The organism is Bacillus sp. AFS002410, assembly GCF_002556365.1.
Lineage (GTDB): Bacteria > Bacillota > Bacilli > Bacillales > Bacillaceae_G > Gottfriedia.
In genome coordinates this window covers 1-14,211 of the sequence record NZ_NUEU01000026.1, presented here as the reverse complement: position 1 = coordinate 14,211, position 14,211 = coordinate 1, and the positions used below count along the sequence as shown (strand labels likewise).

Here is a 14,211-nt window from a genome sequence, read left to right as displayed (position 1 = left end):
TTTTCAAAGTTCACTTTGTCGCTCGTAAGCGACTTTAATATAATAACATTTTGTTGTTCTATTTGTCAACAACTTTTTTACTATTTTCTTTCGTTGTCGACTTGTTTTTCGTGACAACATAAACAAATATACCACCTCGTCCAATTGAATGCAAGCACTTATTTTAAAAAAATTCATTAAAACAATTCACATAATTTTCAACCAAATTAATTAGTTAATTGTACAACTAGGTATAAGTACAAGCGCAAACTATTCCACTTCATAGATTAGTACAAGAAAGGGAGGAATTGTTATGCAATGTAATGAAGCCCATCAATTATGTAATAATTTTAGAGGGCAGGTTGTACGCATTTTCGATAAAGAAGGCAATGAGCATGTTGGTCGTATAACTAGAGTAACTGAAGATCGAGTATTTATTGAACCAGTAAATCAACATCGTCAAAGCTCTAATTCATCTAATAGTTCATCAAATCGCAATAGAAGTAATATGAACAGAAACCAATCTAATAGAGATTTCTCAGATAGAAATGTTTCAAATAGAAGTTTCCGTAATGAAAACCGTTTTGATAATATGTTTGGTAATCGTTCAGAAGATAGATTTGATGATAGATTCGACAGACGATTCGATAGAAGATTTGATAGAAGAGATGATAGAAGAGATGATAGAAGAGATAACCGAGATTTCGATCGAGATGGATTTAGATGCGGATTCTTCGGTTGTGGTTTCGGTGTTTCAATTGCACTTGGTTTTGTAGCTGGAGTCGCATTAGCTGCGTTATTCTTCTTTTAATAGACCAGTAAACTTTAATATTCAATTATGTGGGTATGTCTCTTAAGTCAGTTACTGACTTTTGGGACACCCTTTTTAAATGAAAAAACATATAGAAATCTTTAAGAAATTCCCACTACTCAGCACAAATTATTAACACAAAATAACTTCATCCCCCTAGAGACAGAATAATAGTATTAGAACAATAAAACTAGGAGCTAGATATTATTATGAAAAGAATCATTATCATTTTATTCGTAATTTCCTTATGTACCTATACACTTACTATCGCTAAGTCATTTTTAACCATGAACACAAGGGAGATTAATAAACATTTCCCTATCTACCCTCATGGTGACCGGTGAATTAGAAGAGTATACTTAAATAAATAAACGATTATAATCGAGGGTGAGGAGACTATGTATATAGAAGCAATAATAAATGATTTATCAGAAATGGGTTTATTTCATAAAAGAGATCTTAAGTACATCCGACTAACTGGTGGAACAACAAGCAGTATCTATCTTCTAATCTATAGTAATATAGATGCCAAATATATCGTTAAATTAAATGATCCTCAAGTATTAGAGTCAGAATCTTTTTTTCTGAATTTCTATCATAAGGTGAATTTATTACCAAATTTACTTTTTGTTGAAAAATCATTTAACTATTTAGTTTATCCTTTTATTCAAGGAAACACGAACTATGATAGAGATAACAAAAAAAACTTATTAAAATCACTTGTTGAACAGCTGATAAATCATTATGAACCTTATCCTAATGCTCCCGGTTGGGGCTGGGCAGATGATTTAACGGATTCTTGGACAAATTTTCTTTTGAGTAGAATTACAGAAGCTAATAAAATTTTAGATTCTCATTTACTTAAAAAAGATCATAATCTTATCCTTTCAATAGTTAACAATACAAATCGAATGATAATTCAAGGAGATCCATTTTTAATCCATGGTGATTGTGGTGTACATAATTTTATTTTTAATAAGGGCAAGTTAAATGGAGTAATTGATCCCACTCCTGTTTTTGGGGATCCGCTTTATGATTTAATCTATGCATTTTGTTCTTCGCCAGATAATCTAACAAAAGAGACATTATATTATGCAGCGAGTCAATTGAAATTTTTACAAAACACTGATGCGAGATATCTATTTGAAGAAGTATTAGTCGGATTATATCTTAGGCTAGCTACATGCATAAAGTATCATCCAGAGGATTTAAACGAATATCTAGTAGCTTGGGATTACTGGAAAGAACTAGTTAGATCTACATAAACTTTAGGTCAGTACTCTAGAAAAAATTAATCATTTGAAACAAGGGTATAAATAATAGGTAATTCTTCTTCAGTCGTATGGCCGATATTCTGTAATATTAATAAAACAGATACTCTTTATAGAACAATTAATAAAATGGGAAGGTGATTTAATTCCTTTTCCATTTTTCTTTTAGGCAACCTATTCTCATCCTCTAATACTTTTACCATTCTTTTACGAAAAGAAGTATTTTTCAAGATTTTTTTGAATGCCCCTCTTTTACGTTCTATATTTTATTCCTTCCGCTCATTGAATACATCTTTGTTTTTGAATCAATTTATATTCTATTTCGATAACCTGAATACCAGAAAGATATAAACGTCTCCCCTCATACATATCCATAACTCTCTAAATCTGAATAACAAATTGATTTCGATTTATAGAATTGAAGGAGTTTTTTAATCTAGTCGATCCACCTTCCGTCTCACTCACTCTATAATCTACAGGAAATATTGTTCCATATTTTCCCTTAAGTAAACATTATAACGTTATATAGACTTGCTTAATATTCTATGCTATCGTGAATATGTAAAAAAAGAAACAACAATTTATTAAGCCTATTCAGTTCAAAGTTTGAAAACGCTTACCGCACAATCTATATATAGATACGTATCTTTAATGGTGATTTAACCATTATTTAGTCATTTTAACAGTGGCTCGATGAAAAGCACTTTTTCCTGATGCCATAAAGCCACTTGCCCTCTCGTAAGTGTTTGCACCAAAACCTATTAAAGAGGAGATAGATAATAAGGGAGGGACGGTAATTGATTCAATTGCATCCTCGGTCAATTTTTATACTGGAGGAATTTCTTAAAACAAAGTCGGTCATTAATGGAAATTACCTTTCAAAATTTGCAAATGTATCCTCTCGTACGATTCGAGCCGATATAAAAATGTTAAATTTGCTCATTCGCGAACACGGTGCGGTTATCCAATCCTACAGAGGAAATGGATATCTGTTAGAAATCCAAGATGACCATTCTTTTTATTCGTTTATTCAAACACACCATCAAAAGAATATCGGGAACCATTCTGATGTTCCCATCGACCAGACTGGACGTGTTTTATATATCTTAAGAAGATTGCTCGGTTCGCCAGATTATATAAAGTTAGAGGACTTGGCAGATGAGCTTTACGTTAGCAAATCTACTGTGAATAATTTAATAAAAGATGTAAAGAAGTTATTGGGAAAATATAAATTAATTCTGGAGAAACGACCAAACTACGGCGTAAGCGTAAAAGGTGATGAATTTGATATCCGCTCTTGCATGTCGGAGTATTACTTCAATCGCGATATCCACACTCCGCTTATGCAAAATGTACAATATCTGCTGAAGCTGTTCAAATCCTTTGAAATAGAGACGGTCAAAGAAATTATGCTACGTTCCCTAAAGGAAAAGGACATGGGACTATCTGACCAGGAGTTTGAAAATTTATTAGTGCACATTATCATTTCCATTGAAAGAATCCGAAGTGGCAGTGTGATAACAGAAATAAATATCGACACGAAATCTATTAAACATTCAAAGGAATACCCAATTTCTTGCAAAATGTTATCTGAACTAGAAAAAGTATTTTCTATTCACTTTCCATATGAAGAAAGTATTTATATAACCATCCACTTAATGGGAACAAAGGTAGCGAGCTATCCGTCATTCGAGGTAGCTTCAAAAGAGGAAACAGTGCATCATATGATAGAAGAAATTCTTCAAGCCGTTTTTGAAGAAATGAATATAGATTTGCAGCATGATGAAGAACTGAAGCTGAATATGGCGGAACATTTATATGTAGCATTAAATCGGATCAAATATGGGCTGAATGTGAGAAATCCAATTATTCAGGATATCAAAACACAATATCCCTTAGCCTTCGAAGCCGGCTTAATTGCATCTAAGGTCATTAGCGACAAGATAAACAAAGAAATTGAAGAAGGCGAAACCGGATATTTAGCCATTCATTTAGGTGCGTCCATCGAGAGGCAGAAAAAGAACAGAAAACAAAAGCGTTGTTTAATCGTTTGTGCAACAGGAAAGGGAAGTGCCCAGCTGCTTAAATACAAATTAATTGAGCATTTTGGGGGAACTTTGGATATTGTCGACATCGTAAGCTATTATAACTTGAAAGATTCTATATTAGATGGTCAGATTGATTTTATTATTAGTACAGTGACAATCGATCAGGATATATCTGTGCCTGTTATAAAGGTAAACACAATTCTGGGGAAAGATGATGTTAGCAAAATCAGAAATAATATATTTCAACAACACAGCGGGGACATCAGTGCCCATGTAAAGAGTGAACTAGTCTTTTTACAACAACAAATGGATTCAAGAGAGGAAGTCATCCGATTTTTAAGTGACAAGATTGTTGATTTACAGCTGGGAGACACCCCCTTCTGTGCTGCAGTCATGGAGCGTGAAGCGTGCTCTTCTACAGCCTTCGGTAACCTTGTAGCAATACCGCACCCTATCAAAAATATGAGCCAAGAGACGTTTATCGCGTTTTGTACTTTAGCCAAGCCAGTAGATTGGGGTGGAACACCTGTACAATTAATTTGCTTATTTAGCGTACAGAAAGACAATAAGAGTGATCTACAATATTTATATGATTTCCTATACAACATTCTCGATAATAAAAGTACTGTCGATAAAATAATCGGCTGCACCAATCATAAAGAGTTTAATAAATTGATACATGTTAGATAACCTTATTTTCTATATAAACATTTTCGGCATCCTATTTCAAAACTTCCGTCTCTAACGGAAGTTTTTTATGTTGTTCAAAAAAGTCGTTGTTTTTTAAAAAGTAGTGTTATGTTTGTTTCTACACGGCTTTATACGAGTTACTACCTTTCATATTTTTGGTCTTTTCCTTACTCATCCCCCCTTGTGTTACTTCTTTTCATACCTTTCCTTTTTCCTTACTCATAGCCCCCCTCCCAAGTTACCAATTTCTATATTTCTCTATGTTCATTTACTTATAGCTCCTCCCCCATTTGAGTAACACGCTAAAAACTTCCGTTTCTAACGGAAGTTTTTTATATTTAGCCGAAATGGATTACGAATTACAATACAAATATCAAAGAAAACGCTTTTATACATATAAGGAGGTAAATATGGAAACTAGCTTACCAATCAGTTTTCAAATTATTTTACATGGCGGAAATGCACGCAGTTTATCATTAGAAGCAATCAGATTCGCCAAGAACGGAAAAATGGAAGAAGCACTAGAAAATCTCAAACAGGCGAAAGAGGAATTAGGGCTTGCCCATCAAATTCAAACTACGCTTATTCAAGATGAAGCCGGTGAAAATAAAACTGAAATCAGCTTACTCTTAATCCATGCGCAAGATCATCTGATGAATGCTATCACGGTAAGGGAGCTCGCTGAAGAAATCATTTCATTACACGAAAAAATAGATACAAATCAAGTTCCTTTATAAGGTCAACAATTTAATTAGCTAAAGAAGAAATTACATTATGTTAAAAGGAGAAATATATCATGAAAATTTTATTATGTTGTGCAGCAGGAATGTCCACTAGTATCATCGTCAAAAAAATGCAGGCTTCAGCAGAAAGCCAAGGAAAACAGTATATGATCAAAGCTGTTGACCAAGGCAAGGCAGAAGATGACATAAAAGACTGTGATGTCGTGCTTTTAGGGCCACAAATCCGCTTTTCACTACCAAGATTTCAAGAATTAGGCAAGCAATATAATGTACCGGTCGAAGTCATCAATCAAATGCACTACGGAATGTGTAACGGTGAAGCTATTCTACAGCATGCTGAGTCAATGGTTTCTAAAGCATAAGAAAATCGTTTTATGCTGACTTGATATAACGCTGAAAGATGGACAGAACACATTATAGATAATCAGCATCGAAAAACACACCATGAGGTTATATGGTATTGAAAAAACATATCAAATAAAGGAGATTACAAGGAGATGAATAAATTATTCGGCTTTTTGGAGAATAAAATAGCTCCATTCACTTATAAGATTGGTTCACAAAGGCATTTACTAGCAGTACGTAATGGCGTGATGTCCACGCTTCCGTTGACAATTGTTGGATCGTTTTTTGTTCTTTTTCTAAACTTCCCAGTCGATGCGTTCACTCAATGGATCGCACCGCATAAAGCCGCTCTCGATATTCCATTTCGTTTTACGGTAGGCGCAATGTCATTATATGCGGCATTTGGCGTAGGTTCAGCATTAGCGGAGTCATATAAATTGGATCAATTGAATGCTGGGTTTTTATCAATGCTGGCATTTCTAATATCCTGTGTTGTGCCTGTACAGGTAACTCAGCCAGTAGAAGGAGTTATCGATGCTGGCCGTTGGTTACCAATTAGTAGTTTAAGTGCTGGATCATTATTCGGAGCAATTGTTACATCTTTAATAACTGTAGAAATTTATCGGTTTTTAATAAAACACAATATTACTGTGAAGATGCCGGACAGTGTTCCCCCAGCAGTTGCAAAATCGTTTTCCGCTCTTATCCCTACTTTTGCTGTTGTAATTGTCTTTTGGGGAATTCGTTACGGATTAAATTTCAATATTAACTCGTTTATTACAACCTTGATTTCTCCGCTTAAAAATATATTAGTAGGTAATAGTTTACTTGGAGGATTACTAACAGTTTTCTTAATCGTATTTTTCTGGTCACTTGGTATTCATGGTCCAGCAATTTTGGATCCGCTCATTCGTCCTATGTGGGATACGGCAATCCTTGAGAATGCAGATAAATTTGCACAGACTGGTAATGCGCACCACCTACCATATTTATTCACGGAACAATTTCTTCAATGGTTTGTATGGATAGGCGGAGCTGGATCAACCTTGGCTCTTGTTGTTCTGTTTATGTTCTCGAAAGTAAAATATTTAAAGGATTTAGGCAGATTGGCCTTTGTTCCAGGATTATTTAATATCAATGAGCCTATTATCTTTGGTGCTCCGATCGTGATGAACCCTATACTTTGTATTCCATTCATTATTACGCCATTAGTGACAACGACGATTTCTTACTTCGCAGTTGTTTCTGGTCTTATTCCAATGATGATGGCAAAATTGCCATTCACGATGCTTGCGCCAATTGGGGCTGTGATTAGTACAAACTGGACATTCTCAGCAGGTGCCCTTTCTATTCTAAACTTCTGTATCGCATTAGTTATATACTATCCGTTCTTTAAAGTGTTTGAAAAAAAACAACTGAAAGTCGAAGAAGAAGGGAGACAAGCAGCCTAAGATGTTTGAAATGATAAGTGCCGTTTTCGCCTTAATAGCAGCTCATATTTTATTCGATCGCTCAAACTTTGGGAGGAAGATCACTCCTTGGGCATCGATTGGTATTTCTATTTTAGCTATCGGTTTATCCATCGTCGTATTTGTACTCATCGGTAGTAAGTTTGTTTCTATAATAATTATCACAACTGTATTTTGCAGTGTATTCGTTTCAACAAGATATAGAGCCTACGTTACAAATCTAACTGCTGCAAGAAAATTATAGTCCATTAGGAGGAAGAACGGTAATGACAAGAAAACTAGGGGTTTCCATATACCCGGAGCATTCAAAACCCGAAAAAGACAAGGAATATTTAGCACTAGCTTCTCAGTACGGATTCGAACGAGTTTTTACCTGTCTTCTTTCTGTGAATAAACCAAAAGAAGTTATTATGGAAGAATTTATAGATATAATCACGTATGCAAAATCCCTTGGGATGGAAGTCATTTTGGATGTTGCGCCAGCTGTTTTTGGAAAGCTAGATATCAGCTATGATGACTTAAGCTTCTTTGCTCAAATGGGTGCGGACGGAATCCGACTAGATCTTGGTTTTGACGGATTAAAAGAATCAAAGATGACATATAACTCATACGGGCTCAAGATTGAACTGAACATGAGTAATGATGTCGACTATTTAGAGAACATATTAACTCACCAAGCCAATAAGAATCTTCTGCTCGGTTGTCATAATTTTTATCCGCAAAAGTACACAGGTTTGCCATATGACTTCTTTATAAAATGCAGTGAACGATTTAAAAAGCATGGAATCCGTACAGCAGCATTTGTTACTTCTCATCACGGTAATATTGGTCCTTGGGACATTAATGATGGCTTATGTACATTAGAACAGCATCGCTCATTACCAATCGATGTACAAGCAAAGCATTTATGGGCGACAAAGTTAATCGATGATATCATAATCGGAAATGCGTATGCGTCCGTTGATGAACTGAAGCTACTTGGATCCCTTAACCGTGATTTAGTGCAACTAAAAGTAAAGCTTCTGCCGGAGACATCTGATACAGAAAAGACCATAGCTTTGAGTGAACTTCACGTAAGACGTGGCGACATTAGTGAATACATGATTCGTTCTGTAGAGGTTAGGAAAAAATATGCCGCAGAAGATTTCCCAATTCGCAACAGCATTAATCAGCAAAAAGGGAAAATTTTCATCGGAAACAATAGCTTTGGTAAGTATAAGGGCGAACTCCAAGTTGTATTGCAAGACATGCCACTAGATAGTAGAAAAAACTATATTGGGGATGTTGTGGAAGAAGAGCATTTCCTAATTGATTATATTCAGCCTTGGGGTACCTTTGCTTTAAAGGGTGAGGAATAATGATAAAAGTCCTGTACAGCCTTATGGCATAAAAGATAACAAATAAAAGACTGCACTTTAAGAAGATGATCCAACTAGAACATCTCTTGAAAAGCAGTCTTTTTCATTCCAACATTTAAAACAGTCTTTTAACCCTATCTTTTTCTACATAAAAAAACCCTATAGCCTAACACATCTTTAAATCGCAATAGCAACTCTTGAAACCTATGAAGTAATTCTACTCCTTCAGGTGGTAACTTTTGAAAAGGGAGTGAATCCGTTGACTTTGTTGAAGTGTTCATAACCGTATTTCCTTTTAGGATCTTATAATCTCGAAATCCACCTTTAATTAGACTCTGTTCCCACTCTCTTACCGTTTTTACTTTTGGAATTCCATATACTTCATTTATTTCACTTTCTTCGTTTGTAGTTAATTGTCTTTCTGACGTCATTTCGATCGCGAGAAAATATCCACCTTTTTTTAATACTCTTACATATTCAGGTAATGATTTATCTACATTCGTGAAACTCGTTACTGATTCAGAAATAATAAAATCAAATGAGTCATCTTTAAATGGAAGGTTCTCTGCATTTGCTTGATGCAAGGCAATTGGGATTCTCATTTTATTAAAGCGTTTCTTAGCATTAGCTAGCATCCGGCTGTTTAGATCGATTGAAGTAATAGAGCAATTGTAATTTTCATATAAATAACAGGCTGTTTTACCTGAGCCACATCCTACTTCTAAAACCGAACTTTCCGATGTTATTGGAAGAAATTTTATTATTTTTTTCGTTAAATCAAAACCACCTGGATGTGCGTCTTCTATATTTAATATGGCGATTAAATCTATATAAGAAAATTTCTTCATATTTAAGACCCCAATCATATAGTTTCGTATAGTCTATTCATTGAAGGTCTGATTTGCTTTGTAAACTTCGTAATTTTAACCTTTTCTAATAAAAATTCGGATTTTTGGTTGATCGAATATTTGCTCGAAATATTACTCCCTGTTATTTCTTATTTCTTTTTGAATTTTTCGGAGAGCCTTTTTCGAACCTCGTTCAATATCGCGCTCCAATTTCCTCGTCGCGTATTCTACGAATAAAGAATCTAGATCATATCCATCCGGATAAAGTTCAGCTGCTTTTAATTCTAAAGTAATTCGTTTTTCATTTACTTCGATTAATTCTCCGTTATAAAATACAACAAGATTGAAGTATTGATCGATTTCTTTATAGACAATTCCAACATTATCTAAGTCTAATAATTTTACTCGATCACCTTTTTGATAGTTAACCCTTTCTTCAGCTTTCACTTTAACAATCTTTGGCTTCCTTATTGCACTTTCATTCACTTTTTCTAATCGGTACTCTTTATTTTCCATATATTCTTTTGCTCTTTGAAGAATATTTTCGTGAATATTCATTTTCTTAGAAATCCAAAGCGCATTACTTTCCCCTGATTTCCCGATTATTAACCTATACATTGGCTCTAGTGTTTCACTATTAAATCGCATTGCTGCGTTCATAAAGTCGCTATGCATTTCTGAGAACCGCTTGATTTCCCCATAATGAGTAGTTGCAACTGTAATGCATCCCATAAGGTAAAATTCTTCTAAAATGGATATTGCTAATGCTGCTCCTTCATTCGGTTCAGTACCACTTCCTATTTCATCAAATAGTAAAAGTGTATTATTATTGGAAACCCTCATAATATCCGAAAGGTTTTTCATATGTGATGAAAAAGTGCTTAGAGCATTTTCAATACTTTGATTATCACCAATATCAACAAAGATTTTTTCAAAAACAGCAATTTCTGTCTCCTTGTCTCCAATAATATGAAAACCTGACATTGTAGCTAAAGTTAGTAATCCAATTGTTTTTAAAACGATTGTTTTTCCACCTGCATTCGGTCCAGTAATGATTAAACTACGATAACTTTCCCCTATCTCGAAATTAAGTGGAACTACCTCACCTGTTAATAGCGGATGCTTACATTGAACTAACTTGATATATCCAAAGTCATTTAGTTTAGGTTCAACTCCACCAATTTGTTTACTAAACTTCGCTTTTGCAAATACCATATCATATTGACTAATTAACTCCATATTTATGTTTATTTCATAAATGTTCTCTAAAATCATACCTGCAAGGGTGGCTAATATTTGGTATTCTTCCATTGCCTCTTCAGCCTTTAAGCTGGCAAGCTCACTGTTTAATTTCGTAACAGTATTTGGTTCAATAAAAACAGTCGACCCTTTGGATGAAACTTCAATGATTGCTCCAGGAACTTGCTTTTTAAAAGAAGCTTTAATTGGAATTGTATATCGATCATCCTTCTTACTAATAAAGAAGTCTTGAATATATGTTTTATTAGCACTATTATTCAAAAATTTATTTAAGCGGTCTTTAATTTTCCCTTCCACTGCTTCAATATTATTTCTTATTCTTTTCAGTTCTTTACTAGCCGCAGAATCCACGCTGTTTCCTTTAATTGAAAAATTAATTTCATCTTCAACCTTTACAAATTCACTCATTGAATTTGCGTAAGATGCAAGAATTGGTGCAAAAAACACTTTTTCTTGCATAAACTTTTTAATTCTTCTACACCCTCTTAAAAAATCAGAAATACTGATTAAATCACTCGGATCTAATATCAAGCCCTTTTCTAGCTTTTGAATAATACTTTCAATGTTAGAAACTCCTAAAAACGGTACATGGCCTTCTGCATCTAAAATTGCCCGAGCCTCTGTTGTTTCATTTAATCTATTTTTAACTGCTTTCATATTAGAGCTAGGTTCTAATTGATCGATCAATTTTTTACCTAAGCCACTCACACAATAGGTTTTTACTATTTCCTTTAACTCGTTATATTGTAATTTTTCAAATGTACTATTGTTCAATTTAAATTCTCCTCTTTAATATGATTTAAGTGAATCATAAATGGAGATACCTACACGCCAGATTTCAATGAGGGATATAATATATCTTCTTTTTCACCCGAAAAAATATAAAAAAGCTGCGGAGAGATACCGCAGCTTTAATCACATTACAAGGCAATCATAATTGAAATATAGTTAAATAAGCTATCAAAGTATAGCCTTACTAATTTCATTACACGCATTATAAAGTATTGTAGGTATCTTCATAGGTTTTGAAATAAATACATGACAAAATTAAGGGTATGAATTCTTTAAATTCCCCTTTTTTCCATCCGATTTATTTCATTTAATTTTTTCCTATTTAGAACCTACTGCACTCACAAAATGCACCTCATTTATTATTATATTCATTGAAATCTAACTTATTGAAATCATCATACTATGTGGAAATTGAAAAGTAAAGATGATCTACTACGGATTTATTATATGTTTAAGATAAAAACTTTCTATTATTTTTTTACATTTTGTTTTTGAAAGTCATATTCTTCCGGTGTAACATGGTGCGATCCCTCGTCACTTCAATTTAAATGTGACATGTATTCAAATGCAGTTGTTCCATAGACGTTTTTAAAGTGTTTATTTAAATGAGTTAAATCAACAAAACCACACTCAGTTACTGCTGAATAAATATCTCTATTTTTTTCAATTAACTGTTTTGCATGTTCGATCTTATAGTTAAGAAAGTATTGGTAAGGTGATATCCCAGTATGAGCCTTGAATAATCTAATAAACTTAAATTTCGATAAATTAAGCTCTTTACATATATCTTCTAGTCTAAGAACACTTTCTAAATTAGTATGAATCATATCCTTTGCTTTACCCACGAGAACATTATCTTTCTTATAATCTGTTGAAAGATTAGTTTGAAGAAGGTCCTCTGTGAGAGATACGAGTAATTCACTACACAAAGCTTCATCTTTTCCGGTAAATATCGCATTTGTAAGACTTAATATTTTTTGTTCGAGAATATAATCATAGATTATAGGAGTTGTAAAACGTACTATATCCTTTTTCTCTATTATCTCTAAAAGCAATTGTGGATCGATATAGAGCATAACATAATCAAGACCAGACTCGTCATGTGCCATACCGTCATGTGCCTGTTCTGGATTAAAAAGCATAATACCATTTTGATGTGATAATTGTAAGCTGCCATCAAGATTGTACTGTTGAATCCCGCGTAATGTTACACCTATTGCGTACTCCTTGTGAGAGTGCTTTTTATACTTAAAATCAGTAATACTTGCTGATAGCGCAGTAATACCTAATGATTTTTTATAGATAAATTTGTCCATTAAATTCACCTCTTTAGAAGCTTACTTACATCCATATCATGACCGTAGCATAAACTAAGAATAATGCCATTACAATATTGACGGTCTTTTTTCGTTTCTGTAAAAACACCTTGAAGATTGACCCGAAAAGCACCCAAGTAATAAATGCTAAGAATCCAATGATTGTTATAGCCATAACACTAAATGTAACTGCAGACAACTTGACATTATAGGGCAGTATATAACTAGGAATTACTGTCATTGTAAATAGTACTACCTTTGGATTTAAAAACTGCATAAGAAATCCGGACATAAATGTTCCTGTTTGATTTTCGGATGACTTTGATGAATCCATTTTGTAAATTTGGTATGCAAGATAAAGCATATAAACGCTTCCTACTATCTGCATAATAATTAAAATTTTCGGTATGACCTCTATTAGAATAGTGTTTACCATAGCAGAAATTACAAGTAATAATCCAAATGCAATTGTTGCACCATACGTATATTCCATCGCCTTTTTTGTCCCATTATTATGCACTGTCGATAATATTACTATATTAGTTGGTCCTGGTGTAAATGTAACAATAAAACAATACACTAAAAAAGATGTAATATTCACGAGAAAAACTCCTTTCACTTTCAAGTTATTCTCATCAAATCTTACATCTTAAAGATAAATGCTTATAGTATATTATTGCAGGTATACATAAAGAAGTTAACCATACGTATTTTAGGATACTGATACTTTACTTTTCATTCTGTTGTATTCAATTTTATTCAACTAATGAGTGAGATCTACTACAAATTAAAACTTCACTTCTCCAGTTAAGACTCCTATAATGATCGCTGCAATAAGAATAGTTATTACAGTAAATAAAATTTCAAAGCGAACAGGTTTTAAACCTTTTTTCGCCTTCTCGTAGAAGGTAAAAATAATATAATATATAACTAATCCAATGATTAGTGCTATTAAATCTATAATAGTATAGGGTTTGCTAATATAGCTGTCTAAATAGTAACCAGTTAGGAATACTACACCACAAAACATTAACTGTGTAACGAAATATTTTATAAGGTTCATTTGTATAATCTCCTTTTTTAGGTCTATATAATATATTTCTCAAATGAAGCTTACTCAACTAAATCGCTCTAAGTTACATAAGAAAGTTCTCGATTTTATTTAACAAAGCACAAAAAAAAGCATCAGCTATTAGGCTGATGCTTTTTTTTACCAGGGGACGTTTTACTCTCACAGGGGGGAACCCCCAACTACCATCGACGCAAAAGAGCTTAACTGCC

At 33.6% G+C, this 14,211-nt stretch carries 13 protein-coding genes; 8 read left to right on the top strand and 5 right to left on the bottom strand.

From position 1 onward, the window contains the following. The first annotated feature begins 292 nt into the window (after positions 1-292). The 8 genes from CN692_RS16235 to CN692_RS16200 all read left to right on the top strand — a co-directional run bounded on the left by CN692_RS16235 (position 293) and on the right by CN692_RS16200 (position 8,714). Positions 293-790: a hypothetical protein gene (locus CN692_RS16235; RefSeq protein WP_098120219.1), complete on the top strand. Its 498-nt coding sequence runs from the start codon at positions 293-295 to the stop codon at positions 788-790. 398 nt (positions 791-1,188) lie between these two features. Then, a complete protein-coding gene (locus tag CN692_RS16230; protein WP_098120218.1) occupies positions 1,189-2,055 on the top strand; it encodes an aminoglycoside phosphotransferase family protein in 867 nt (288 codons plus the stop codon). Between the two features lie 803 nt (positions 2,056-2,858). Continuing rightward, the gene (locus tag CN692_RS16225; RefSeq protein WP_098120217.1) at positions 2,859-4,799 is read left to right on the top strand and encodes a BglG family transcription antiterminator; all 1,941 of its coding nucleotides are present in this window, start codon (positions 2,859-2,861) and stop codon (positions 4,797-4,799) included. A gap of 410 nt (positions 4,800-5,209) precedes the next feature. After that, the gene (locus CN692_RS16220) at positions 5,210-5,536 is read left to right on the top strand and encodes a PTS lactose/cellobiose transporter subunit IIA (protein ID WP_098120216.1); all 327 of its coding nucleotides are present in this window, start codon (positions 5,210-5,212) and stop codon (positions 5,534-5,536) included. 59 nt (positions 5,537-5,595) lie between these two features. Continuing rightward, positions 5,596-5,904 (top strand): PTS sugar transporter subunit IIB, encoded by a 309-nt coding sequence (locus CN692_RS16215; RefSeq protein WP_098120215.1) that lies wholly within the window; start codon positions 5,596-5,598, stop codon positions 5,902-5,904. Between the two features lie 135 nt (positions 5,905-6,039). Continuing rightward, positions 6,040-7,338 carry a PTS sugar transporter subunit IIC gene (locus tag CN692_RS16210; protein ID WP_098120214.1) on the top strand — a complete coding sequence of 433 codons (1,299 nt, stop codon included), beginning with the start codon at positions 6,040-6,042 and terminating at the stop codon, positions 7,336-7,338. Positions 7,339-7,348: 10 nt separating this feature from the next. Next, positions 7,349-7,600 carry a hypothetical protein gene (locus CN692_RS16205; protein ID WP_142317434.1) on the top strand — a complete coding sequence of 84 codons (252 nt, stop codon included), beginning with the start codon at positions 7,349-7,351 and terminating at the stop codon, positions 7,598-7,600. A 22-nt stretch (positions 7,601-7,622) separates the two neighbouring features. After that, positions 7,623-8,714: a DUF871 domain-containing protein gene (locus CN692_RS16200; protein ID WP_098120212.1), complete on the top strand. Its 1,092-nt coding sequence runs from the start codon at positions 7,623-7,625 to the stop codon at positions 8,712-8,714. Between the two features lie 134 nt (positions 8,715-8,848). Here CN692_RS16200 and CN692_RS16195 read toward each other — a convergent pair whose 3' ends face one another. The 5 genes from CN692_RS16195 to CN692_RS16175 form a co-directional block, all read right to left on the bottom strand. Next, on the bottom strand, positions 8,849-9,562 hold the full coding sequence (locus CN692_RS16195) for a class I SAM-dependent methyltransferase (RefSeq protein ID WP_179865686.1): 714 nt from the start codon (positions 9,560-9,562) through the stop codon (positions 8,849-8,851). Positions 9,563-9,694: 132 nt separating this feature from the next. After that, a complete protein-coding gene (locus CN692_RS16190; protein ID WP_098120210.1) occupies positions 9,695-11,596 on the bottom strand; it encodes an endonuclease MutS2 in 1,902 nt (633 codons plus the stop codon). A 557-nt stretch (positions 11,597-12,153) separates the two neighbouring features. Further along, positions 12,154-12,930, bottom strand: coding sequence for an AraC family transcriptional regulator (locus CN692_RS16185; protein ID WP_098120209.1), 777 nt, complete (start codon positions 12,928-12,930; stop codon positions 12,154-12,156). Between the two features lie 25 nt (positions 12,931-12,955). Then, on the bottom strand, positions 12,956-13,531 hold the full coding sequence (locus tag CN692_RS16180; protein WP_098120208.1) for a LysE family translocator: 576 nt from the start codon (positions 13,529-13,531) through the stop codon (positions 12,956-12,958). A gap of 186 nt (positions 13,532-13,717) precedes the next feature. Further along, positions 13,718-13,993, bottom strand: a complete 276-nt coding sequence (locus CN692_RS16175) for a hypothetical protein (protein WP_098120207.1) — start codon at positions 13,991-13,993, stop codon at positions 13,718-13,720. Positions 13,994-14,211: the final 218 nt, after the last annotated feature.

What these genes read in the sequence shown, in the direction of transcription:
- CN692_RS16230 (WP_098120218.1), top strand. Translation starts at nt 1,189, where the DNA reads ATGTATATAGAAGCAATAATAAATGATTTATCAGAAATGGGTTTATTT.
- CN692_RS16220 (WP_098120216.1), top strand. Translation starts at nt 5,210, where the DNA reads ATGGAAACTAGCTTACCAATCAGTTTTCAAATTATTTTACATGGCGGA.
- CN692_RS16215 (WP_098120215.1), top strand. Translation starts at nt 5,596, where the DNA reads ATGAAAATTTTATTATGTTGTGCAGCAGGAATGTCCACTAGTATCATC.
- CN692_RS16210 (WP_098120214.1), top strand. Translation starts at nt 6,040, where the DNA reads ATGAATAAATTATTCGGCTTTTTGGAGAATAAAATAGCTCCATTCACT.
- CN692_RS16175 (WP_098120207.1), bottom strand. Translation starts at nt 13,993, where the DNA reads ATGAACCTTATAAAATATTTCGTTACACAGTTAATGTTTTGTGGTGTA.
- CN692_RS16205 (WP_142317434.1), top strand. Translation starts at nt 7,349, where the DNA reads ATGATAAGTGCCGTTTTCGCCTTAATAGCAGCTCATATTTTATTCGAT.
- CN692_RS16200 (WP_098120212.1), top strand. Translation starts at nt 7,623, where the DNA reads ATGACAAGAAAACTAGGGGTTTCCATATACCCGGAGCATTCAAAACCC.
- CN692_RS16195 (WP_179865686.1), bottom strand. Translation starts at nt 9,562, where the DNA reads ATGAAGAAATTTTCTTATATAGATTTAATCGCCATATTAAATATAGAA.
- CN692_RS16185 (WP_098120209.1), bottom strand. Translation starts at nt 12,930, where the DNA reads ATGGACAAATTTATCTATAAAAAATCATTAGGTATTACTGCGCTATCA.
- CN692_RS16235 (WP_098120219.1), top strand. Translation starts at nt 293, where the DNA reads ATGCAATGTAATGAAGCCCATCAATTATGTAATAATTTTAGAGGGCAG.